Source organism: Nonomuraea sp. LPB2021202275-12-8 (assembly GCF_037044575.1).
GTDB lineage: Bacteria > Actinomycetota > Actinomycetes > Streptosporangiales > Streptosporangiaceae > Nonomuraea.
The window spans coordinates 77,401-98,491 of sequence record NZ_JBAHWD010000034.1; the positions used below are offsets into that span (position 1 = coordinate 77,401).

A 21,091-nucleotide genomic window follows, 5' to 3' on the forward strand; every position below is an offset into this window, starting at 1 on the left:
ACCGCTCCTGAGTCTCCCGGTCAGCCCCCCTTGAGGCCCAATATGACGACTATCCCCACCCCGGCGCCTGGCGGCGTCTTCAATGCGAACGAGGCCGCTCCCGCCCGCACGTACGCCGAACTGCGAGGAGCAGGCAAAGAGACATTCGAGGCCGACCGTGCAGCCGCCAGCGAGTTGCGGACCGCGATCAAAGAGGTGGACGAGGTCGTGCAGGAAAACGCCGCCGCGCTGGTCCGCGCCGTCGTCCACCTGGCGCTCGAAGGCTTCGAGCAGTTCGCCGATATGGGCTGCGGCAAGCCCTTGGTGGGAGGCGACGTGCGCGGCCTGCCTGACCTTGCTGATGTCGCGGGCGGCATCCAGGCTGGCCGCCTGTGGCTCGCGATGGACTGTGACGAACTGGTGGCCACGGCCTGCCGGGCGCTTCTGCGCGGGCCAGGCGTGAACTTCGTCCACGGAGACCTGCGGTATACGGCCGAGGTGCTCGACGCCCTGGCCACGCACCTCGATCTGACCAAGCCGATCGTGGTCATCCTCGGCGCGGTGCTGCACTTCCTGGACGACCGCGAGGCCGGCCAGCTCATGGCTGCTCTCCGGCAGCACCTCGTGCCCGGGAGTCCTGTGGTCGTGACGCACGTGACCAGCACTGGTCACGATGCCGCCATGGTCGCCAAGGGGAAGGCGGCCTACGAGCGGGAGCACGGCGTCACCATCTACATCCGCACCCGCGACGAGATCGCGGGCCTGATGCGCGGCTTCGACATCGAGGAGCCCGGCCTTGTTCCCACGATCGACTTCCTGCCCGACGACAAGGGCCCACTTCCCATCCGTGAGGCACCGCACTTCCTGATGGCGCTCGCCAGGCGCTCGGTGTGATGGTCATGGCGTGGCAGCGGTCTGGAGCAGCGCACCCCGCCGGGGCGCTGCGCTGCCACGCCGGTGCGGGCGGCCCGGTGCCATCTCCCCGCCGCACCGCACCCCCAGGGCGCAGGCCGGTAGCGCCACCGACTCCCAGCACCGGCCTGCGCCCTCTCCCAGCCGACACGACTACGGAGAAGGACATGCTTGCGGAGCAGCGTGACAACGGCGGACCCCACGCCGACAACAACGACCGCAGATGGGCGGACCGGCTCGAACTTGAGATCGGCTACTGGTGGCAGGTCCTCCGGGTGAAGGAGCACGTCACGGTGTTCTTCCGGGGGTACTCGACCGAGCGCGGCGTCTACCACGTCGGCGACTGCTACGACCCCGAGCCGCTGTGGGCGAGCATTCGCAACACGCAGGATGAGAGCCGCCGGTGGGCAATCCGGAACGGGGTCCGCCCGCTGCCTCCCGTTCTGAGCAGCCAGCTTCCCGCCGCGCTGAGGAGCGTGGACGGGTGATGAGGTGGGACATGGACAGGCGGCCAGGCCGGGCAGGCTCATGGCCTATCCACGTCCCCGTGCGGCCGGCGTGGCGGGACACGACCGGTCGCACCCTCCGGCGCGGGCGAATCATCCTGACCCCAACAGGGTCGCCCGCGCCGTCCGGCCTCACCGTCCACGGTAGGGAGCGAGCCCTGCCGTGGACGGTGAGTTCCACCAGGACTGCCCGCCGCCGACCCGGCAGGCCCGGCCGAGGAGGGCGGGCGTGATGGACTACGCCTTCCTCGCCCTCCTCAACCACGACAGCCTGAATCCTCGCGGCCGAGCCGGGTGCGACCCGGCACCGGCCCCGCGCCCGCCCGCCGAGCCTCCACGCTGCGCGGAGGAGGCGGACGATGCCTGACATCGAGTGGGAGCCCTACCAGCGGCCCGAGGAAGAACCCATCCGCATCGTCGACACCTCGTGCTGCGGCATCTACGAGTTCGCGTCCCAAGGCGGCCAATACCTGGTGCTGCGCCGCCGTCCGGGAGGAGGATACGAGGAGGCCGGGCGGGGCCTTCACCGCCAGGCCGAAGCGGTGTGGGAGCGCCTGGTCACTGAGCACAGCCACGGCCACCGGCGCTCACCGGATGAGGTCAACGCCGCAGCCGTGTACCGGGGCGGCGCCGACCGCACCCCGGCCTCCGCTCGGGAGGCCGAACAGCACCAGGAGCTCAACCGACAGACCCGCCCCGGACCCGTTCCGGACAGAGCACAGCCTGGAGGCACCCATGGAGCCTACGCCGCACCACCAGCTCACCGGCTGGCAGAAAGCCCAGGTAGAGAACACGCTCCGCATCTTCTACACCACCGTCCGGGCCGGGCAGATCGGCCTGTCGGATGGCGGTGGCCCGTTCGGGTTCGACATCACCGTGGCGTTGCTGGTCGACGAACTGCTGCGCGACTTCGAGTGCGACGCGATCGTCGAGACGGGATGCTTCCTCGGCGACACCACCGAATACCTCGCCCGCCGCTACCCCGACCTGCCCGTCCGCTCCTGCGACGTCGTCCCCGAGCACGCCCAGTTCACCCGGCAACGCCTCGCCCAGCACGCCAACGCGGCCGTAACGTGCGAAGACTCGCCGCTCCTGGTCGCCGACGCCAACCGCACCTACCGGCGGCCGTTCTACTTCCTGGACGCGCACTGGGCGGAGAGCTGGCCGCTGGAACGCGAGCTGGCCGCGGTCGAACACGGCCTGGTCCTGATCCACGACTTCGACGTGGGCCACGAGCGGTTCAGCTACGACACCTACAACGGCCTGGTGTGCGGCCCGCCCGTGCTGGCGCGCATGCAGGACCCGCCGAAGGTGTACTTCACCCCGGACCCGGGAGCTGGGTGGCTGCTGCCGTGCCTGCAGACCGGGCGACGCGCCGGCGTCGGCATCCTCGCGATCGGTCTGGGCCCCGGCCCGCTGGTCGACCACCCGCAGCTCCTCACCCACCACCTATCCGCCGAGATGGTGACGAACCCGTGAAGACAACCCTGGAAGACCCCATCACCACGCTGGCCGGGATGCCGTTCCTGGACGACGGCTTCGACGCGGGCCAGTTGCTGGCGGCCGTCGCGGCGGTCCGTCACATCCGGGCGGAAAACCTTGGCATCGACGGGGCGAGCCATGCCGACCCCGGGACGTGGCTCGCCCCCGGCCACGCCCTACTCCTTCAAAAGGACCCGACGCCCATTCCGGGCGTGGCACTGTCCCCGGACCGCCGAACGGCCATCGACCATGTCCTGTATGGCCTCGCGGAAACGGTGCCGGCCTGGCAACCCCTCGTGCGTCTCCCGGCGCGGTTCCTGCTGCTGGACACCAAGGACGGGGCGATCTCGGCGTCGTGCCGGGACTGGCCCCAGCACATCCTGCTCGCCCCGGCCGCGTTCGCCCACCGCCGTGAACTGCGTGAGCAGGTGACGCACGAGCTGTGCCACCAGTGGCTTTACATGATCCAGGAAGTGTGGCGGCTGGCCAGGGAAGGCGCCGACGAACTGATCCTCCCGTCGGGGACCGCGGACCGCACCCCCAGCGAGGTGTTGGGCGCCGCACACGTCGCGGCGGCGCTGGTCCGTCTGCACCAGGCTGACCCGGCCGGCGCTCGCCCTCAGGTCACCGCTGACCACATCCGCTACCTGCTCGACTACGGCCGCGGATGCCTGTCCCTGCTCGACGGCATCGGCAGCGACTTGACCGACGCCGGGCGAGCGATCGCCCAACGGCTCAAGGAGGCCTTATGACACAGACGGCGACCCGTCCCCCGACCGTCGTGCTGACCACCTGGGAGACGCCCATCTATCAGGCGGGGCTGGCCGACCCGGACACCCCGGACGGCGGAGTACTCGCCCAGGAGATGATCGGCAAGCTGCGCGAGCTCATCCTCGACGCCGAAGGCCGCGACAGCGGCGCGCACACCTTCGGAGTCATCGGCGCCCAAAAGTCCAGCATGGACATCCTGAAATGGGACCGCCCGGCAGTGTCGTGGCTGCGCGCGCAGATCCGCGACGCCGTATCCGCGATGACCCACGACGTGCTGGCAGAACGCGCGCCGGAAGTCGAGAACAAGTACCCGGTGATCGCCGAAGCGTGGGCGGTCGTCTACCGGTCGGGAGGCTCCCACCGGCTGCACACCCACCACGACTCCATCTACTCCGGAACGATCTACATCGAGTGCGGCGGAGTCAGCGCCACATCGGGCAACCTGCAACTGTTCGACCCCCGCCCGGCCGCGATCGCCCGCGATGTCACCCCCGGCGTGCTGTCGCTTCAGCCGCGCCCCGGGCTGCTGGTGGCCTTCCCGTCCTGGCTGCCGCACTCCGTGCAGGCCACCCAGCACACCGACAGCGGGCTGCGGATCTGCATAGCGTTCAACGCCTCCTACGACCGGACGGGAGGACGGCCGTGACCGCCACCGTGACCGCCACCGACGAGCGCGCCCCCGTGGGCGCGGTGACCCGCCACTGGGGTACCGCCTCCACCGTCCGGTCAATCGACCTGACCGGCATCGCCCACGGCAACATCCTCGACCAGCACACCGACGACGACCCGTTCACAGCTGTGCCGCTCAGCGCGGCCCTTGTCGACGTCGACGCGCTCGGGCGCGCGTTCGTGGCCGACATGAACGCCCTGAGTGAGCGAGGCTCCCAGGCAGGCACCTCGGGCCGCCGCGTCGACGACGTCGAGCTGGAGGCGCAGATCTGGCTCGGCGGCTACGAGAAGCCGATGTTCGCCACCGGTAGCGACTACCTGGGCTGGTGCTTCCTCGAGGTCGTCTCGCCGCAGGAGGCCGACGCCGGCACGATCGCGGTGTTCGACCCCCGCGCGGGCAGCGCCATGACCGCCATGCCCGGCCTGCCCTGGGGCCGCCAGCTCACCATCGCCCCGGTCGCCGGCTCACTCACTGTCGTGCCCGGCTGGCTCACCTGTTCCATCGTCCCCGTTGAGAAGGGAGAGGCCATCGCCGTCGTGGTCGCCAAGTCGATCACGTAGTTCGAGTACCGATCTTCGAAGGAGAACAGGCAATGGAAGCCAACAGCAACGTGGGTCTCGGCCTGAACGCGCCGGGCCTCGGCGTCACGGTTGACCCCGACCAGACGCAGCAGTACCTCGACCTCGCCCGCCAGGGCGCGATCGTGTCCGACTCCAACAAGTGCGGCGCGGTGCAGAACAACTTCGCGCTCACCTCGGAGACGACGGCCCAGCTGTAGCAGGCCGGGCGCACACCGCAGAAACGGCTGGCCCCCGCCGCGTACATCGGCGGGGGCCAGCCTGCTCTTTCGTCATGCATGGTCGGCTACAGGTTGCCGCGCCGCCACATGTCGATCTCCGTCTCCAGCCGTTGCTCGTCCAGCGGCGGCACCGACACCTGTTCTGCCCACGCCACCAGGAGCCGGACGAACTCCTCGCTGTCTTCCTCCTCCACCTGGCCGTGCACGTGAAACCAGGTGATCAGCGCGGCCGCGCCCGGCGCGTCAACATCGCACGTCGCGCACAGCACGACCCCGGTACGGCCCTGAACAGTGGCGCCGCCCGCGTTCGGCCACCCGTGCGGCACCCGCACCCACAGCAGCGCCTCACCACCGCAGCGAGCGCACGAGGGCGGATTTGCCGTGGTCATCGCGTCGATGCGCCGCTTCACTGGGCGATCGCTTCTGGCCCGAGCAGCGCCTTCACATCGGCGGCGAAGCTGGATTCGGCGTTGACGGGGAAGTCCGGCACCTCCATCACCATCGTCTTGCCGGTCGGCTGTTTCAGGTTGATGTGCAACGGCACCTTGCCCTCGTGCAGCTTCAGCACGTGGCGTAGTTCCTCCAGCAAGTGCGGGGTGATGCGCTCTTCCCGCAGGATGAGGGTGATCGGGGCACCGGTCTCGCTGTTGACGCCGGACACGTCGATCAGGGCGAGATCGGTGGCAAAGATGCTGATGGCGCCGTCTCGGTTGTTGATCTGCCCGCGCACCGCTACCACGACGTCCTCACGCAACGTGTCGGCGTACAGCGTGTAGCTCTTGGGGAAGAACAGGCATTCGATGGCGGCGTCCATGTCTTCGACCGTGACGATCGCCCACACGTTTCCCGCCTTGTTGACCCTCTTGTCCACCCTGGTGATCAACCCGGACACGGTGACGTCGGCGCGGTCCTCGCGGCCGGAATCGAGCAGGTCAGCGATCGTGATGTCCCGGTTCCTGGCCAGCAGACGCTCCGCGCCGGCAAGCGGATGATCCGACACGTACAGGCCGAGCATCTCCCGCTCGAAGTCGAGCTTCGTCTTGCGGTCCCACTCCATGTCGGCAACGGTGACGGTGAACACCTCATCGGCGTCGGCGTCGGCCAGCCCGCCGAACAGCGAATCCTGGCCGTGCGCCTCCTGCTTCTTGATGCTGGAGACCTGCTCGATGGCCTGTTCGTGCACCATGAGCAGGCCCTTGCGCGGATGTGCGAGTGAGTCGAACGCGCCCGCCTTGATCAGCGATTCGATGACCCGCTTGTTGCAGGCGGTCAGCGGGATCTTGGCGAGGAAGTCGTTGAAGTCCGTGAACAGGCCCTTCTTCTTGCGGACCTTCACGATCGCTTCGACGACGTTCTCCCCCACGTTGCGGACCGCGCCCATACCGAACCGCACTTGGGTGTCGCCGACCGCGACGAAGTCGAGCTCGCTGTCGTTGACGTCCGGCGGCAGCACCTGGATGCCCATCTTGCGGCACTCGGCGAGGTAGACGCCCGCCTTGTCCTTGTCGTCTCCCACGGAGGTGAGCAGCGCTGCCATGTACTCGGCGGGATAGTTGGCCTTCAGGTAGGCGGTCCAGTAGGCGACCAGGCCGTATCCGGCGGTGTGGGACTTGTTGAACGCGTACCCGGAGAACGGCAACATGACGTCCCACAGCGCTTGGATCGCCTCGTCGCTGTATTTGTTGCCGCGCATGCCCTTCTGGAAGTTGGCGAACTCGGCGTCCAGGATCTCCTTCTTCTTCTTGCCCATGGCGCGGCGAAGGAGGTCGGCTCCGCCGAGGGTGTAGCCGGCGAGCTCGCGGGCGACTGCCATGATCTGCTCTTGGTAGACGAGCAGGTGGAACGTCGGGCCGAGGATGGGTTCGAGCGCTTCCTTCAGCTCCGGGTGGATGGGCTCGATCTCTTGGCGGGCGTTTTTGCGGTGCGCGTAGTTGGTGTGCGCGTTAGCGGCCATCGGGCCCGGCCGGTACAGGGCGAGCACGGCGGCGATGTCCTCGAACCGGGTCGGCTCCATCAGCTTCAGCAGTTGCCGCATGGGGCCGCCGTCGAGCTGGAACACGCCGAGAGTGTCGCCGCGGGCCAGAAGCTGGTAGGTCTTGGCGTCGTCAAGCGGCAACGTCAGGGTGTCGAGCTTGATGCCCCGATTCTGCTCGATGATCTTGATGGCGTGGTCGATGATGCCCAGGTTCCGCAATCCCAGGAAGTCCATCTTGACCAGGCCCATGTCTTCACAGGACGGGTAGTCGAACCCGGTGATGATCACCTTGTCCTTGTCCCGCATGTGCAACGGGATCAAGTCCTGCAGCGGCGTCGAGGACAGAATGACCGCGGCCGCGTGCACGCCGGTACCGCGGATCAGACCTTCGATGCCGAGGCCGGTGTCGATCACCTTCTTGACGTCCGGGTCGGTGTCGTACAGAGCGCGGATCTCGGTGCCCTCGTTGTAGCGCGGGTGGTCCTCGTTGAACAGATCCGCCAAGGGCACGCCCTTGCCCATGACGTCCGGCGGCATCGCCTTAGTGATCTTGTCGCCGACAGCGAACGGATAGCCGAGAATGCGCGACGCGTCCTTGACAGCAGCCTTGGCCTTGATCGTGCCGAACGTGTTGACCTGCGCGGTCATCGCGCTGCCGTACTTTTCGGTGACGTAATTGACCATCCGGTCACGGTGACGGTCGTCAAAGTCCAGATCGACGTCCGGCGGGTTGATCCGCTCCGGGTTCAGGAACCGCTCGAACAGCAGACCGTGCTCCAAAGGGTCAAGCTCGGTGATCCGGGTGGCGTAGGCCACAATCGAGCCGGTGGCGCTCCCACGGCCGGGCCCGACCGGGATGCCGTTCTCCCGCGCATACCGGCAGATGTCGGCCACCACGAGGAAGTAAGAGGAGAACCCCATCGGGCCGATGACCTTCATCTCGGTCTCGTACCGCTCCATCACCTCGGCCGGGACCGGGCTGCCGTAGCGCATCTCCAGGCCGCGCTCGACCTCCTTGCGCAGCCACGACTCCTGCGTCTCGCCCTCCGGAACATCCGGGTAGTCCGGCATCCGGTCGACTTGCTTGAACACGTCGCTGTAGTCGCCGATCATCTCGGCGACGAGCAGCGTGTTGTCGCACGCCTCCGGCAGCTCGGGGAACAGCGCGTACATCTCGTCCGCGGACTTCAGGTAGTAGCCGGAGCCGTTGAACCGGAACCGCTTCGGGTCGTCCTTGTTCTTTCCCACGCCGACGCACAGCAGGCTGTCATGCGCGTCCGCCTGGTCCTCGGTCACATAGTGGCTGTCGTTGGTGACCAGGAGCGGAATGTCGAGCTGCTTGGCCAGCCGCAGCAGGTCCGCCCGCACCTCCCGCTCGATGTCGATGCCGTGGTCCATCAGCTCCAGGAAGTAGTTCTCCCGGCCGAAGATCTCCTGGTACTCGCCGGCGACCTTGACCGCCTCGTCGTACTGGCCGAGCCGCAACCGTGTCTGCACCGCGCCGGACGGGCAGCCCGTGGTGGCGATGATCCCCGCCGCGTGCTCGGAGATCAGGTCCTGGTCCATGCGGGGCTTGCCGTAGTAGCCCTCGATCGAGGCCAGCGACGACAGCCGGAACAGGTTCCGCAGCCCGTCCGCGTCCTTCGCCCACATGGTCATGTGCGTGAACCGGCCGCCGCCAGAGACGTCCTTGCCGCCCTCACCGTCCGCCACGCCGGTCTCGGCGCGCTGCCCCCAAAAGACCTGCTTCTTCACGAACCGGCTGTGCGGCGCCACGTACGCTTCAATACCGATGATCGGCTTGACCGGGGAGCCCTGCGCCACCTTCTGAAACTCGTACGCCCCGAACATGTTGCCGTGATCGGACATCGCGATCGCCGGCATGCCGAGCCGCTCGGCCTCCTTGAACAGCGGCTTCATCTTGGCAGCGCCGTCCAACATGCTGTACTCGGTGTGCACGTGCAGATGCACGAATGACTTGCTCACCCGTCCCCCAACTCCCAGCGCGGCCCAGATCCTCGCCCGAGCTTATTCCTTCTTCTGTGACAGTTGGGGCACAGCCGGAGGGGGCCCCGAGGTTGTTGCCTGGCTGTTGTTGACGCTGCGTACAGGGCAGGCCACACCGTAGTTGATCTGCGGAAACGCTCGACCCGCCACGATTGGCGTGGTACTGGTTCTTTTGTGTATGCCCACAATTTGACACAATCGAACGTATGAGCGAGACACGCAAATTCGAAGACCACCTTCACCCCACAAGAGGCCAGCCGTATCCTGGGGCCATGCCAGTCTCAGCTCGCGACGTAGCAGCCGCCCTCCGCGAGCGGCACCCAGGACTGGGCCAGGTGAAGCTACAGAAGCTCCTCTACTACGCCCAGGGACATCACCTCGCGACCTTCGGCCAGCCGCTGTTTAATGACACGATCATGGCCTGGGACATGGGGCCCGTCGTGCCCAGTGTGTGGCAGGAGGAGAAGTACGGCAGCGAGCCCTGGCTCAAGGACACGGTCGCCCCCGCTCTTGGCGAGGCCGAGCTCAACACGATCGGCTATGTGCTAAGCCGGTATGGCAACTTGAGCGGCAAGGACCTGGAGAGTCTCAGCCACAGCGAGACACCATGGAAGCGAGCCAACGCACATCGTCCCCCGCGCGGCAGCGCTCGGATCGAAGTCGAGTGGATCGAGGAGTTTTTCAGACAGGCAGCCGACGACACCTCCGACGACGAGGTGGTGCTCGACTCGGCCGAGGTAGCGAAGTGGCTCTCCCACACGAACGAGCACCGCAAGGACCAGTTGCAGCCCGACGATCTGCAAGCGCTGCGAGCGAGGTTGGTTGCCCGTGGTTAGCCCCAACTCAGGCTGGCAGCTCGTTGGCTTCGAAAAATGCCTGGAGCAGTGGGAACTCAACGAACCCGTCTCCGCCGTTCTCGACGATATGGGCCTCATCGTTGCGGACTGGATCTTCAGTCGCGCGTCCAACCCGTACGAGGGAGTTCAGCGGGAGCCGGGCTTCAGCAACCTGTGGTTCGGCCACATCCCCGGTACCTTCCACAAGGGCCTGGTCGTGTGCTGCTCCTATTGGATTGAGGAGCAGACCAGCACCGTTCGATGCAACATGTTCGGCACCCTGAGCTGGCCTGTCTAGCGATACACAGCCCCTCGAAACCACTCCCTGGTCGTGGTCGCCCATTCGACGCCCGTGACCGTGCCTCGTCACTCCTGCCACCCCACCGAGCCGTCGCCACCGCAGAAGGCACCAGCACCGCCTACCAAGTTCTACGGCCCATCTCCCTACAGCGAGATCTGCTCGTCGACGAACCTGATTCGGGTCGGGTTCGCTACGAACCGCAGCAGCTCGATCAGTCTGCCTTGTCGGTCGGCGATCAACTGGTCGTAGGTGAGGACGGGTGCTCGCCGGACGAGCTTCAGGGCCTTTGCCTCCGTGTCGGTTGCTTGGCGGTTGGCAATGACGCGTCGCACTACGGAGTGTGGCTCCAGGCCGGCGTCGGCCAAGGCCCGGTAGACACCCCCCGGGACCTGGCCGCGCTTGGCGAGCGGGGTGCCGGTGACGAGTTGCTGAGGGTAGATCGCTTCGTCGAGGCGGACTACGGTGTCGCCGATGGTTGCGCGGCGACTGCGCGTGATGACCGCGTCGCCGGTGTTGAGGCCGAGGAGTTCGGCGATTTCTGGCGTCGCCTCGCTAGTGGCTACCTTGCCAGTGATCATCGCGCCTTCGGTGCCGGAGCGGTCGCAGCACTTGGCCCAGGGCAGCGGACCGTGTCCGTGCGGCCCGTGCAGAACGAGATCCACCACCGTGGGAGGTGGCTGGACGATCATCCCTTCGGCGGCGTGACGGATGACGAGTTGCTCGCCCTTCAGAGTTGCGAGCGCCTGGGAGATGGTGCTGTTGGAGGCGTCGTACTCGATGGTGAGGAGTTGGGAGTGCGGCAGCGGCCTGCCTGGTGGATAGGTTCCGTTGAGGATCTTGGCTCTGAGGTCGTCGGATACCTCTTGATGGCGGACCATGGAGTCATGTTATCCGGAGAACGAGCGGTTTGATCGAGCGTTCGTGCTCAGTGCGGAATGAGCTCGGGGGCGGGCAGATGGGGAGACGTCTGCCACAACTGCCCAGGTCTCTTGCGCGGCCACGAAGCGGGCGCGTGCACGTACAGTCCCGCTCCATTGGCCTCAGTCCGCCGGATCGTGTTCACCACTCGTAGCAGCTCGTCTCGGACCCACAGCGCATCGCGGCCAGGACATGTTGTCGCGCACATTGCGACGCCGGCGCTGCTGCCGACCATGATCTGTACTTCTTCGGCGCGGTCGAGGCGCTTCGTCGGATGCAGGCGCGGGTCAGGCTCGCCCGGTACGACGATCTGCACCGACGTGATGTCGTCGATCCGCACGAGTGTCAGCCTGTCCTGAGATGCCAGCCATGCCGTCATACCGGCAAGCGTGAAGCAGCACCGCCGCTGTTCGCAAGCGATCTCGAGCGTCGAGCGGGCCGGTTGGCCCTCGACCCGGGGAGCGTTGGGGTCGGAGACTTGGACGCCCTGACCGGGGATTCGGGTGACGAGACCCTCGTCGGAAAGCAGCTTGAGTGCGTTGCGGATGGTGGAGCGGTTCGCCTGGTACTCCTGGGAAAGCTCACGCTCTGAGGGGAGCCAGCTCCCTGGCGGGTGATCGCCTTGCCTGATCTTGTCGGCGATCTGGTCCGCTATGCCTTGGGCTTTCGCGGGCGGGAACGGCATCCGGTCTCCATGTGCTCCTCGGGCGGGTCTTCCAGCCCGTGAAGCCAACTTTAAGGGCAGTCATGATCCGTCCAAGAGCAGTACTTGCGTGATCTTGGCAGCCGGGCGCATGTTGCGGTACGGTCTTGGTATGCGTACCATGACCGTACCGACAGGCTATCGGTAGATGGCCACCGAACCTGGGACGCTTCGCCTAGAAATTTCCCGACACAGCAAGCGGCCACGAGAGCGCCCCCAGGCCGCATCAGCACCCCTTCCAGAAAGCAGGTGACCGATGAGCACCATCATGAAACCCGCGCCCAAGGCCGCCGACCGCGAGACCGCCAAGCCCCCGTCACCTCCACCACTGGAGCACCGACTCTGTGCCGAGGTCAGGACGTTGGCCGAGAAGGTCAACGCCGGCGGCATCTGCGTCGGCAGCTATGACGACCGCTGGGTTCAACAAGGTCTGACCCGGCGCAGAGCTCGCCTGCTATGCGAGCCCTGCGCTGTGCGCGACGGCTGCCTGCGCATGACCGTCATCGAGGAGGCCCTGTCGATCCACGTCCACGGCGGTTCGATCCACAGCCTGCACGGCGCTCGCGGCGGCGTGCTCGGGTCTGCCCGGACCGAACCCGTGAAGGAACTGGTGGAAGCACTGAAGGCTGACACTGCCGGGCGCAAGTCTCGGGCATGATCCTGTTGTGAAATCGCTAAAAGCGACAGCGGTACCGCCACCACTCCAGGAGTTTCTCTGATGTTGCTGACCAAAGCCGACCCGGACAAGGAGCGGCGCGCCCTCGAAGCCGAACGTCTCCGGATCGAGCGCCGCCGCTTGGCCAGGGACGCCCGGCGCGCCGATGTGCGGACGGCCGAAGCCGACCAGCGTGACCGTGACGAGACCGCCCGCGTCGACCGCGAACGCCAGCGGGCGGAGACACGCAAGCGGTGGCAGGCCCGAGCACAGCTCGTAGGTCGCACAGCGGTCATGAGCGTGACGAACGTCGGCGTCAACGTCGTCGCGGTGGCCGGGCAATTCCTCGTGTTCCACGAACTGGCCTGGCCCGTGCTCCTTGCTGTGCTCGGCGCTGCGATCGTCGAGTCCGTTGCTGTCTACGTGTCGTGGCACGCGCACGTCGCGTTGCGGGAGGGTGACTCCGCCTGGCGTACGCGGATGACGTCATATCTGATCGGCGCCGGCGCGGGCTACCTCAACTACACGCACGTGCCGCTTGTGCCGGAGCTGTTCGCGGCGTGCTCGCTGGCCAGCCCGTGGCTGTGGAGCATGCACTCTCGGCACCTGCACCGCAAGGACCTGCGGGACAACGGCCTGATCGATCCGAGAGCGCCTAAGTTCTCGCCGCTGCGCTGGCTGCTGCACTTCGGAGAGACGTTCGCCGCGTTCCGTTGGGCGGTCGGCGAGGGAGAGCAGTCTCCGGCCGTCGCCGTCCAGGTGGTGCGTCAGGCCCGCCGTGTGGAGATGGCGTGGCGATCGGTCGCCCAGGCTCAGGGCGCGGTGATCGCCTCTCAGCGGTCTCAGCTTCAGCTCACCCTGACCCGAATGGCAGCGCTGACGGAGGAGAGCCGCGGCCTGCAGCCGGACGTGGAGAAGGCCATGCACGACGCTGCCGTGTTCATCAACTCGGTGGGCGCTGGTCTGGTGCCACGTTACCGGCCGCAGCTTGGGCCTGCCGTCACGGCGAAGGTGCCGCAGACCGTGCCAGCGGACCAAGCGGACCAGGAGCCGGCTCCCGAGAGCGAGCAGCGGGTCCGTCCCCGGACCAGACTCCGAGCCCGCTACCGGGAGATGGTCCGGATCAAGCACCGGACCAAAAGGCGGACCAGGCAGCGGTCGGCTGGTCCGGTCTCGGCGCCGGACCGACCGGACCAGAAGCCTGCCGACACCCCTCCCGGCCCGGGGCCGCGTAACCGGACCAAGCGGACCAGCAAGCCGCCCGTACGCAGCAGAACGGCAGGATCGGCGGACCGGGTGAACGAGCTACTGCCGCTGGGCCAGACGATCGCGGGCCGGCTCAAGCGGGACGGCCAGAAGCTGACCCGCCGCAAGCTCCAAGCTGCGCTTCGCGAAGCGGGCCAGACCGCCTCAACGAAGGTCGCTGCCGACCTGATGAGGCTTCTCACCGGACCGGATCAAGCGGGCCAGCGGACCAGCCCTCGCAGCGGCGCGGCCGGACCACGGACCGGACCGGCGGACCCGTCCGCTGACCGGACCACGACATCGGACCGCGCCGACAGGCATGCCACCGCGACAGGAGATGCAGCATGACCGCTCTCGACGAGATCGTGGTCCGGCATATGCCGATCCCCGCGTGGGACCACCTTGCCGACATCCCCACCATCGTCATGGTCGAGGCGGCGTTCCGAGCTGACAGCCCCTTCCACGTTCAGCTCATCGTCGAGCGCTGGCCTGGCGTGGACGTCCCACTGGACGTGCTCACCGCGGGCCTGAACGGGCGCGCGGAGTGCGCGGCGCTGGCCGCCTGGCCGCTGGACCGGGAGTTCGCACGCTGGGACGTGCGTACGGCTCAGCCGGTCGCACTCCGGGTGTCGCGGTCGCTCCTGGCATGGCATTTGGAGTCGCTTCCGGAGATCGCGCGTCAGCCGGATTGGGATGCGTTCGCGCGGGCGTGTGCTGAGGAAGCGTCGTGACTGTTCGTGACCACGTGGCGGTGGGGGTGCCGTTGCAGGGCGGTGATTCGCCGTTCGAGCAGGGTGCCCAACGCGTAGGCGCGCCGCGCGCCGCGCGCGGCGCGCGCGAGGGGCACCGTAACACGCTCACAGCGGGTGATCAAGGAGGAGCCGTGGCCGCGTCCAACCGCCGACGGTACGCCGAGCAGCGGATCGCTTCCGCCCGGCACCCGTGGACGGAATTCCTCCGGGCAGCCGAGTGGCTGACGTCGGAGCTCAAGCAGCTCGCTCAGCACGACCCGCAGCGGGCCGCGAGCATCGCCACGGACCTGCGCACGCAGACCCACGCGATGGCAGCGAAGTTGAACGCCGAGGACGCCGAGAGGCGGCCGCGATGACGTTCGCCTTTGTCCCGCCCGAGGGCCTGCCCACCGAGCAGCCCGAGAAGATCACCGAGCAGCCTGCCCCTGCGGCGGACCTAGCGCCCGCAACAGGGCCGGCTCAGGTGCGGCCCTCCTGGGTTGAAGTCCTGGAGGAGCGCGCCCAGATGCGCGGGGTTCGAACGGCGCGGCTGCCCTCGGTCGCGACGGTGCGCGCCTACCACCGCGAGCGCGAGTACGTGCCGTTCGAAGCCGGGCTGCTCGACTGGTGCGCGCGAGTGCACGGCGTCTTCGCCGTCTGCTGGTGCTTCGTGTGCACGACGGTGGCCTTCCTCGGTGCGGGCGACTGCCGCCGACGCTGGGGCCGCTTCCGCGAGGAGGGGCTTCCCGGCCTGTGCCACGCCCAACTCCCAGCGCTCAAGACGTTGTCCGCTTTCCCTCGCGTGTGGGTCGCGCTCTGGTCCGCCGTCTGCTGGCCCGGTCTCAAGTTCTGGGGCCCGGTCACGACCGGGTTCTACCTGCTGATGATCTCCCTACCCCTCCTGCTGACTCTGCTCTGAAAGGCAACCCCTCATGATCGTTCTAGTTCTCGGCGGCGGCTTTTCGTTCGGCCTTGGCTGGGTCTTCGCGGGCATCCGCAAGAAGGACAAGCTGCCTGGCAAGCCCCTCGGCGTGATCGCCGTCTTCCTCCTGCTCCTGTTCTCGGCCAGCATGTTCCTGCTGCCCACCGGCCGTCTCTTCGTCAACGTTGGCGCGCTGCTCGTCGAAATGGCCACGCGGGGCGCGATCGCCACCCTTGTCGGCTCGGTGGTGCTGTTCCTGCTCGCCGCTGCGTTCGCCTTCATGGCAGGTGCGGTTGTCAAGGACATCTCGAAGGACGCCAAGCCCGACATGCCGACCTTCGTGGCCTGCTCCCTTCTGTGGATCTTCGGTGGCATCGCGTTCGGCTCAGTCTGGGGACCGGTGCAGTACGACGTGTTCACCGCCGAACTGATGCGCCAAGCGGTGGAGAACTGGTCATGAGCGACGCCTTGCTCGCGGTGTTCGCCGTGGTGCTGTCGTTCGCGTTGTTCATCGTCGGCGGCTGGTTCTTCTTCCGGAAACCGGAGTCGGGGCCGCCCGCCGGGGCTACCGAGTACAAGGCAGAGCAGACCTGGACCGCGAAGACCACACGCATCGCGATCACCTGGGTCAGGCGCGCGCTCGGGCCGGCCGAGGCCGAGCGAGCCGCCCCGCGCGACGACGCAGGGAATCGCGACGAGCAGGGCAACGACGAGCCGCAGACGGGCGCGACCATCGTCGTCGAGCAGGTCCGGCCGCACGCCCCGTCATCCCCGCCGCCTACGGAACCTGCCCGCCCCGCTGTGGCACCACCCTCCCCGCCGAAGACCGAGGTCACTGTCGAGCCGCCTCGCCCAGCCAGGTCGACGGCGGTGGAGGCGAAACGGCTCGACGACCATGCCCACGACCCCGCACCCGCTGTGGAACTCGAAGGGATCGACATGTCGCAGGCCCCCCTCGCGCCTGCCGGAAATGGCACCACCACCCCGCTGCCCACCGTCCCCCAGCTTCAGGAGGCGTTGGCCACCGGGGGCTTCGACAGGTTCATGACCTGGCTGAGGGCCTTCTTCCGGGCGTCGGGCGTTCTCGAGACTGACGCACGCGACGTGCACGAGGACGCGATGCGCATCGCCGCACGCGCCCGCAACAAGTACCTCCTGGCGTTGCAGGCATTCAACGCCGTGCAAGCGGACGGCCTGGACCACCGGACGATCACCCGCATGTGGGAGGTGCTTGCGCAGGCCGAGGAGGAGGCGACTGCTGCCGCGACGGCCACCCACTACACCGCCAGCGTGGTGACGGCGTGCGGTGGGGCCCAACCGGCTGTGGCGGCCGTCATGTCCGCACTCGACAACGGCCACGGAGACGTCGCCCGCTCCGTCAAGTCTGCGCCGGTCAGGGTGGTCCGCCGCATGTCCTTCTACGAGAACTAGGAGCGCCACGTGGCTCGCCGCACCACACCCGCCCCGCAGTCCGAGCAGGAGCAGGACGAGCAGACGCAGGCCCTGGCCCAGGCCGCGAGGGCGGTCGCGAGAAGGGCCGCCCATCGTTACCGTCGCGCCGTCGCCCCGCATGCCACCGTCGCTGGCGTCTGGGGCACGGGCGTGGCGCTGCATCTCGCCGACGTGCCCGCCTGGCAGGTCCTCGCTGGTGAGGCCGCCGTCTACGCCACGGCGGCGACAGTGCGCGCCCTGTTCCCGAAGACGCGCGGACCTCTCACCCCCCGCTGGTGGCAGGCCGGCACGTCACTGTGGCTGCCCGCGGCGGCCGAGCTCGGAGCCTTCGGGGCGATGCAGAGCCTCTACTTCGCGGCGGCTGGACTGTGGACGGTCCCCTACGTGTGGCGCAACCGCAGCTACATCACCCGTCCGGACCCCAAGCGCCGCGCCCTGGAGGCAGCACAGCAAGCCAAGGCGTTGGAAGGGCCGGATCCGATCGCGACGCGGTGGAACACGAAGACCGCCGGCAAGCGCGGCGCGCTGCCCGGCTCGGAGCTGACCAACAGGGAGGAGTTCGCGCATGGCGGCGCCGAAGGGATTCGCTACCGCGTGACCTTGGATGGGCAGACGACCGAGGAGGCCATGGAGGCGCGCAAGCGGATCTGCTCCGACTTCGGTAAGGCAATCAACTTCGTGCACGTGGAGGAGCCGGATGGCGGCGAGCAGAACGCCGCCGTGGTGACCTTCCTGAAGCGGCTGGCGGTGGAGGACGCGCAGCTCTGGACGGAACCGCTTCTCGACCTGGAGACCGGGATCTTGCCAATGGGCCCGTTCGAGGACGGAGCGGGCGATGCAGCGCTGCAGGTGTGGGAGCCAGGGTCTGGGCCGCTTCCGTGCGGCATCTTCGGCGCGATGCGGACAGGCAAGAGCTCAATTTTGAAGATCGCGGTTGCCGAGTTCGCCCGCACGGAGGGGCGGATCGTGCTCGACTACCTCGACCCGCAAGACGGGCAGAGCTGCCCCGACCTGCTGGACTACGTGCCGCACGCGCTCGGCATCGACGCGATTCGGCAGCGCCTTTACGACTACCAGGCGGAGATGGCCCGCCGTCGCAAGCTGCTGTCGCAGGTCGAATGGACTGACGAGGACGGGGTCAAGCGCCGCGGTGTCCAGTCGTACGACCACCCGGGGGTGCATGGCCTGCCGATGCTGGTGATCGCCATCGACGAGTTCCACCTGGTCGCGCGACACGAGGACCTGGCCACGATCGTGCACGACATCCTCGCCGAAGGCAGCAAGTGCGGCATGACGGTGTGGACGCTCGACCAGAACGTGTACGTGGCCGGCATGGGCGGCGGCGATGTCCTCGCCCTGGTCACGTCGGGCAACATCGTGGTGCTGCGGAACGCTGACCGGCGTATCGCGTCGGCCACGTTCGGGCAGCGGATGGTGGCCTACCCGCATCTGATCAAGCTGTACTTCCCGGGCACGCGGAAGAAGACGAAGGGCTGCGGATACCTGCTGGGCGCCACCGACCGGCCGGTGATGATGCGGGCCCGCCACATCCCGAGGATGAGCAAGGCCATGCGGGACGTCACGCCAATGAGGCTCACCTGGGCGGACGGAACGACACCGACCTTGTCCGCGTCCGAGCCGGCTCAGGCCGCGCAGGAGCAGGTGGCATCCGTCGAGCACGTCAGCTTCGACGCTCCTGTGCAGGCCGAGGTCCTCAGCCCGGCCGACGTGGCCACGGCCCAGCAATCGATGCTGTCGCTGCTGGCCGCCGCCGATGGGGGCCTGACGGGGCCGGAGTTGACGGTTCGGTCGGGACTTTCGTTGCCTGTGGCCTTTCGGGTGGCCGCATCGCTGGTGGAGCAGGGCCTGGCGCGCATGGCAGATGACCGGTACATGATCGCGGACACGGAGAGGGTGTCGTGATGGGTGCGATGGCACGGCTACTGATCATGCTGGCGTGGCTGTGCCTGTCACAGGCGGCGGCGCGGGTGGTGGGGGTGACCGCTGACCTGGGCGCGGTTGTACCTGCGGTGGTGCTGCTGTCCTCGGCCCTGGTCCCCCTGATGGAGGTCGGCGCTCGTCTCCTGCCTGTGGCGGCGACAGTCACCGCATCGTGGTCCTTGGCGGCGCAGACGTGGGGCGTGGGGTGGGCGTCTGCGCTGATGGGGTCGGCTCTCGCGCTGGTGGTGTTCGTGACCTGGGATCAGCGGTGATCATCATTTCGGGACAAATGAGACATATAGCTATATCTACATCCTCAGCGACACAAAGGTGATCCGACTTCGCGCTCTAGACAAAAGCACGCAAAGCGTTACAGTAATCCTGTCCTATATGTAACGACGCGCGTTACAGAGAGGATGGTCCTTAATACTGTCCCACGAGGGACACGCCACTCAGTAAACCGGCCCTGGGCGAACGCCTGCCAGCACACCGCCCAGGGCCGCACTCCCAAGGAAAGGAGCGCTCCTATCATGACGCGCACCACAACCAGCATCACGCGCCACTCCAAGGCAGGAGGCACGCGGCGCGGTCGAACCCGATCGGCCGGTGACGACGAGTGGCTGACCCTCGATGAGGTACTCACGAAGCTGAGGATCTCCGAGCGGACGTGGTACCGCTGGCAGGGGCGGGGAGAGGGCCCGCGATCCATACGGCTCCCCGGCAACGGCCCTTGGCGGATCCACCGCGACTGGCTCCAAGAGTGGATCGACGCTCAGGAGCAGGCGTGAAGACCTACGACGTCAAAATCTGGGGCATCCAGGTCCGCCCGGAGAAGCGTAAGCCGTACGTCGTCCGCTGGGTCGTAAGCGGCAGAACCTTCACCGAGTCGTACATGCAGTCCGGCCAGGCCGACTCTCGCCGCTCCGAACTCATGACGGCAGCGCGGAAAGGTGAGCCGTTCGACAGCGAGACCGGGCTACCTGAGTCGATGCACCGGGAGGATCAGAACATCACCTGGTTCCAGCACGCACTCGACTACGTCGCCGCGAAGTGGAGGAAGGCATCCTCCAACCAGAGGCGCTCCATCGTCGAAAGCATGATCGCCGTGACGCCTGCCCTGGCTCGCAACATGCGTGGTGCGCCTGATGACAAGACGCTGCGCGACGCCCTTAGGTGGGCGTTCATCCAGTCCCGGCCGGAGGAGGACCGTCCCGAGGAAGTGCAGGCGGCACTGCGGTGGCTCCACCGAGCCTCCCTGCCGCTGACCGCCGTCACCGAGCGCAAGACGATCTCCAAGGCCCTCGACGCCTGCGCCTCGCAACTGGACGGCAGCGAAGCCGCACCGGAGTACTACAGGCGACGGCGCCGCATCTTCTACAACTCGCTGCGCTACGCCGTACTCGAGGAACGCCTGCGAGGCAACCCGCTCGACGACCAGGCGCTCAGGAGCGAGTGGAAGCAACCCAACGTCGACGACGCGGTGGACCCGCGGGCGGTAGGCAACCCACAGCAGATCGCCCAGGCGCTGGTCACGTGCAGCTACTTGGGCCGCCGGCAGGGGCCGCGCTTCGTGGCCTTCTTCGGCTGCATGTACTACGCGATGATGCGCCCGGCCGAGGTGAGCCGACTGCGGCGGATCGACTGCCATCTGCCGGACTCCGGGTGGGGGAAGCTCATCCTGGAGGCGTCCACGCCTGAGGTTGGCAAGGACTACACCAACAGCGGCGACCTGCATGATGAGCGCAGTCTCAAGGGCCGCACGAAGAAGACGGTTCGGGTGGTGCCGATCCCTCCCGAGCTGGTGGCCTTATTACGCGAGCACATGGCCCGGTTCGGCGTGGCCGAGGATGGCCGGTTGTTTCGTTCTGAGAGCGGGCGACCGGTGCCGAAGTCCACCTACTCACGGTTATGGAAGAAGGTCCGCACGCTCGCGCTCACCCCCGAGCAGTTCGTGACGCCGCTGATGGGCAAGCCGTACGACTTGCGGCACGCCGGGGTCACCTGGCGGTTGTCCACGGGGGTTCCTGCGGCTCAGGTGGCCGAGTGGGCTGGGCACAGCGTGGAGGTTCTGCAGCGGATCTACCACCGATGCATGGCCGGATACGACGAGGTGTGGATCGAACGCATGGATCGCGCCCGAGAGGAAGCCAGTGGTTCCTGACTCGCGAATGACTCGCGGAATTCGCCGCAGCATGCCGGAAAGTGCGGGGAGATGGCACAGCCGAACGATCTTGAAAACAAGCAAAAAAGCCAGGTCAGACGATGTCTGACCTGGCTGCCGGAATG

The 21,091-nt window shown here is 67.4% G+C and carries 25 protein-coding genes; 21 read left to right on the forward strand and 4 right to left on the reverse strand.

Annotated elements, in window-relative coordinates; translation table 11 throughout:
• Positions 1-42 precede the first annotated feature (42 nt).
• From V5E28_RS39615 to V5E28_RS39650, 8 genes are all read left to right on the forward strand, one after another.
• Positions 43-873, forward strand: coding sequence for an SAM-dependent methyltransferase (locus V5E28_RS39615; RefSeq protein ID WP_336214852.1), 831 nt, complete (start codon positions 43-45; stop codon positions 871-873).
• 185 nt (positions 874-1,058) lie between these two features.
• On the forward strand, positions 1,059-1,379 hold the full coding sequence (locus V5E28_RS39620) for a hypothetical protein (RefSeq protein WP_336214854.1): 321 nt from the start codon (positions 1,059-1,061) through the stop codon (positions 1,377-1,379).
• Positions 1,380-1,560: 181 nt separating this feature from the next.
• The gene (locus tag V5E28_RS39625; RefSeq protein WP_336214855.1) at positions 1,561-1,764 is read left to right on the forward strand and encodes a hypothetical protein; all 204 of its coding nucleotides are present in this window, start codon (positions 1,561-1,563) and stop codon (positions 1,762-1,764) included.
• A gap of 368 nt (positions 1,765-2,132) precedes the next feature.
• Positions 2,133-2,876 carry a hypothetical protein gene (locus V5E28_RS39630; protein ID WP_336214857.1) on the forward strand — a complete coding sequence of 248 codons (744 nt, stop codon included), beginning with the start codon at positions 2,133-2,135 and terminating at the stop codon, positions 2,874-2,876.
• Positions 2,873-3,631, forward strand: coding sequence for an aKG-HExxH-type peptide beta-hydroxylase (locus V5E28_RS39635; protein ID WP_336214859.1), 759 nt, complete (start codon positions 2,873-2,875; stop codon positions 3,629-3,631). Before V5E28_RS39630 ends, V5E28_RS39635 begins: the two co-directional genes overlap by 4 nt.
• The gene (locus tag V5E28_RS39640; RefSeq protein ID WP_336214861.1) at positions 3,628-4,296 is read left to right on the forward strand and encodes a putative 2OG-Fe(II) oxygenase; all 669 of its coding nucleotides are present in this window, start codon (positions 3,628-3,630) and stop codon (positions 4,294-4,296) included. Before V5E28_RS39635 ends, V5E28_RS39640 begins: the two co-directional genes overlap by 4 nt.
• A complete protein-coding gene (locus V5E28_RS39645; RefSeq protein WP_336214863.1) occupies positions 4,293-4,880 on the forward strand; it encodes a hypothetical protein in 588 nt (195 codons plus the stop codon). Before V5E28_RS39640 ends, V5E28_RS39645 begins: the two co-directional genes overlap by 4 nt.
• Before the next feature lie 32 nt (positions 4,881-4,912).
• Positions 4,913-5,098, forward strand: coding sequence for a hypothetical protein (locus tag V5E28_RS39650; RefSeq protein ID WP_336214864.1), 186 nt, complete (start codon positions 4,913-4,915; stop codon positions 5,096-5,098).
• 86 nt (positions 5,099-5,184) lie between these two features.
• Here V5E28_RS39650 and V5E28_RS39655 read toward each other — a convergent pair whose 3' ends face one another.
• Positions 5,185-5,529, reverse strand: coding sequence for a DUF6300 family protein (locus tag V5E28_RS39655; protein WP_336214866.1), 345 nt, complete (start codon positions 5,527-5,529; stop codon positions 5,185-5,187).
• Positions 5,526-9,080 (reverse strand): DNA polymerase III subunit alpha, encoded by a 3,555-nt coding sequence (dnaE, locus tag V5E28_RS39660; RefSeq protein ID WP_336214868.1) that lies wholly within the window; start codon positions 9,078-9,080, stop codon positions 5,526-5,528. The genes V5E28_RS39655 and dnaE overlap by 4 nt, the downstream gene beginning before the upstream one ends.
• A gap of 356 nt (positions 9,081-9,436) precedes the next feature.
• Here dnaE and V5E28_RS39665 point away from each other — a divergent pair, with 356 nt between their 5' ends.
• Both V5E28_RS39665 and V5E28_RS39670 read left to right on the forward strand, forming a co-directional pair.
• A complete protein-coding gene (locus tag V5E28_RS39665) occupies positions 9,437-9,937 on the forward strand; it encodes a Panacea domain-containing protein (protein ID WP_336214869.1) in 501 nt (166 codons plus the stop codon).
• Entirely contained in the window at positions 9,930-10,235 is a 306-nt protein-coding gene (locus tag V5E28_RS39670) for a hypothetical protein (protein WP_336214871.1), read from the forward strand. Before V5E28_RS39665 ends, V5E28_RS39670 begins: the two co-directional genes overlap by 8 nt.
• A 146-nt stretch (positions 10,236-10,381) precedes the next feature.
• Here V5E28_RS39670 and V5E28_RS39675 read toward each other — a convergent pair whose 3' ends face one another.
• Both V5E28_RS39675 and V5E28_RS39680 read right to left on the reverse strand, forming a co-directional pair.
• A complete protein-coding gene (locus V5E28_RS39675; protein WP_336214872.1) occupies positions 10,382-11,116 on the reverse strand; it encodes a GntR family transcriptional regulator in 735 nt (244 codons plus the stop codon).
• Between the two features lie 47 nt (positions 11,117-11,163).
• Entirely contained in the window at positions 11,164-11,841 is a 678-nt protein-coding gene (locus tag V5E28_RS39680; protein ID WP_336214874.1) for a winged helix-turn-helix domain-containing protein, read from the reverse strand.
• 274 nt (positions 11,842-12,115) lie between these two features.
• On the opposite strand from V5E28_RS39680, the gene V5E28_RS39685 reads away from it, so the two are divergent.
• From V5E28_RS39685 to V5E28_RS39735, 11 genes are all read left to right on the forward strand, one after another.
• Entirely contained in the window at positions 12,116-12,517 is a 402-nt protein-coding gene (locus V5E28_RS39685; protein ID WP_336214875.1) for a hypothetical protein, read from the forward strand.
• A 60-nt stretch (positions 12,518-12,577) separates the two neighbouring features.
• Positions 12,578-14,107 carry a hypothetical protein gene (locus V5E28_RS39690; RefSeq protein ID WP_336214877.1) on the forward strand — a complete coding sequence of 510 codons (1,530 nt, stop codon included), beginning with the start codon at positions 12,578-12,580 and terminating at the stop codon, positions 14,105-14,107.
• Entirely contained in the window at positions 14,104-14,490 is a 387-nt protein-coding gene (locus V5E28_RS39695) for a hypothetical protein (protein WP_336214878.1), read from the forward strand. Before V5E28_RS39690 ends, V5E28_RS39695 begins: the two co-directional genes overlap by 4 nt.
• Positions 14,487-14,867 (forward strand): hypothetical protein, encoded by a 381-nt coding sequence (locus V5E28_RS39700; RefSeq protein WP_336214880.1) that lies wholly within the window; start codon positions 14,487-14,489, stop codon positions 14,865-14,867. The genes V5E28_RS39695 and V5E28_RS39700 overlap by 4 nt, the downstream gene beginning before the upstream one ends.
• Positions 14,864-15,409 (forward strand): hypothetical protein, encoded by a 546-nt coding sequence (locus V5E28_RS39705; RefSeq protein ID WP_336214882.1) that lies wholly within the window; start codon positions 14,864-14,866, stop codon positions 15,407-15,409. The genes V5E28_RS39700 and V5E28_RS39705 overlap by 4 nt, the downstream gene beginning before the upstream one ends.
• A gap of 13 nt (positions 15,410-15,422) precedes the next feature.
• Entirely contained in the window at positions 15,423-15,872 is a 450-nt protein-coding gene (locus V5E28_RS39710; RefSeq protein WP_336214883.1) for a hypothetical protein, read from the forward strand.
• The gene (locus V5E28_RS39715) at positions 15,869-16,843 is read left to right on the forward strand and encodes a hypothetical protein (protein WP_336214884.1); all 975 of its coding nucleotides are present in this window, start codon (positions 15,869-15,871) and stop codon (positions 16,841-16,843) included. Before V5E28_RS39710 ends, V5E28_RS39715 begins: the two co-directional genes overlap by 4 nt.
• Before the next feature lie 9 nt (positions 16,844-16,852).
• On the forward strand, positions 16,853-18,787 hold the full coding sequence (locus V5E28_RS39720; protein ID WP_336214885.1) for a hypothetical protein: 1,935 nt from the start codon (positions 16,853-16,855) through the stop codon (positions 18,785-18,787).
• The gene (locus V5E28_RS39725; RefSeq protein WP_336214886.1) at positions 18,787-19,077 is read left to right on the forward strand and encodes a hypothetical protein; all 291 of its coding nucleotides are present in this window, start codon (positions 18,787-18,789) and stop codon (positions 19,075-19,077) included. Before V5E28_RS39720 ends, V5E28_RS39725 begins: the two co-directional genes overlap by 1 nt.
• Before the next feature lie 258 nt (positions 19,078-19,335).
• Complete coding sequence (locus V5E28_RS39730) at positions 19,336-19,593, forward strand: helix-turn-helix transcriptional regulator (protein ID WP_336214887.1); 258 nt, start codon at positions 19,336-19,338, stop codon at positions 19,591-19,593.
• Positions 19,590-20,966: a tyrosine-type recombinase/integrase gene (locus V5E28_RS39735; RefSeq protein WP_336214888.1), complete on the forward strand. Its 1,377-nt coding sequence runs from the start codon at positions 19,590-19,592 to the stop codon at positions 20,964-20,966. Before V5E28_RS39730 ends, V5E28_RS39735 begins: the two co-directional genes overlap by 4 nt.
• Positions 20,967-21,091: the final 125 nt, after the last annotated feature.

Coding starts and splice junctions, on each gene's coding strand:
- V5E28_RS39650 (WP_336214864.1), top strand. CDS start 4,913: ATGGAAGCCAACAGCAACGTGGGTCTCGGCCTGAACGCGCCGGGCCTC.
- V5E28_RS39630 (WP_336214857.1), top strand. CDS start 2,133: ATGGAGCCTACGCCGCACCACCAGCTCACCGGCTGGCAGAAAGCCCAG.
- V5E28_RS39715 (WP_336214884.1), top strand. CDS start 15,869: ATGAGCGACGCCTTGCTCGCGGTGTTCGCCGTGGTGCTGTCGTTCGCG.
- V5E28_RS39685 (WP_336214875.1), top strand. CDS start 12,116: ATGAGCACCATCATGAAACCCGCGCCCAAGGCCGCCGACCGCGAGACC.
- V5E28_RS39695 (WP_336214878.1), top strand. CDS start 14,104: ATGACCGCTCTCGACGAGATCGTGGTCCGGCATATGCCGATCCCCGCG.
- V5E28_RS39680 (WP_336214874.1), bottom strand. CDS start 11,841: ATGCCGTTCCCGCCCGCGAAAGCCCAAGGCATAGCGGACCAGATCGCC.
- V5E28_RS39675 (WP_336214872.1), bottom strand. CDS start 11,116: ATGGTCCGCCATCAAGAGGTATCCGACGACCTCAGAGCCAAGATCCTC.
- V5E28_RS39710 (WP_336214883.1), top strand. CDS start 15,423: ATGATCGTTCTAGTTCTCGGCGGCGGCTTTTCGTTCGGCCTTGGCTGG.
- V5E28_RS39705 (WP_336214882.1), top strand. CDS start 14,864: ATGACGTTCGCCTTTGTCCCGCCCGAGGGCCTGCCCACCGAGCAGCCC.
- V5E28_RS39620 (WP_336214854.1), top strand. CDS start 1,059: ATGCTTGCGGAGCAGCGTGACAACGGCGGACCCCACGCCGACAACAAC.
- V5E28_RS39615 (WP_336214852.1), top strand. CDS start 43: ATGACGACTATCCCCACCCCGGCGCCTGGCGGCGTCTTCAATGCGAAC.
- V5E28_RS39730 (WP_336214887.1), top strand. CDS start 19,336: ATGACGCGCACCACAACCAGCATCACGCGCCACTCCAAGGCAGGAGGC.
- V5E28_RS39725 (WP_336214886.1), top strand. CDS start 18,787: ATGGGTGCGATGGCACGGCTACTGATCATGCTGGCGTGGCTGTGCCTG.
- V5E28_RS39690 (WP_336214877.1), top strand. CDS start 12,578: ATGTTGCTGACCAAAGCCGACCCGGACAAGGAGCGGCGCGCCCTCGAA.
- V5E28_RS39640 (WP_336214861.1), top strand. CDS start 3,628: ATGACACAGACGGCGACCCGTCCCCCGACCGTCGTGCTGACCACCTGG.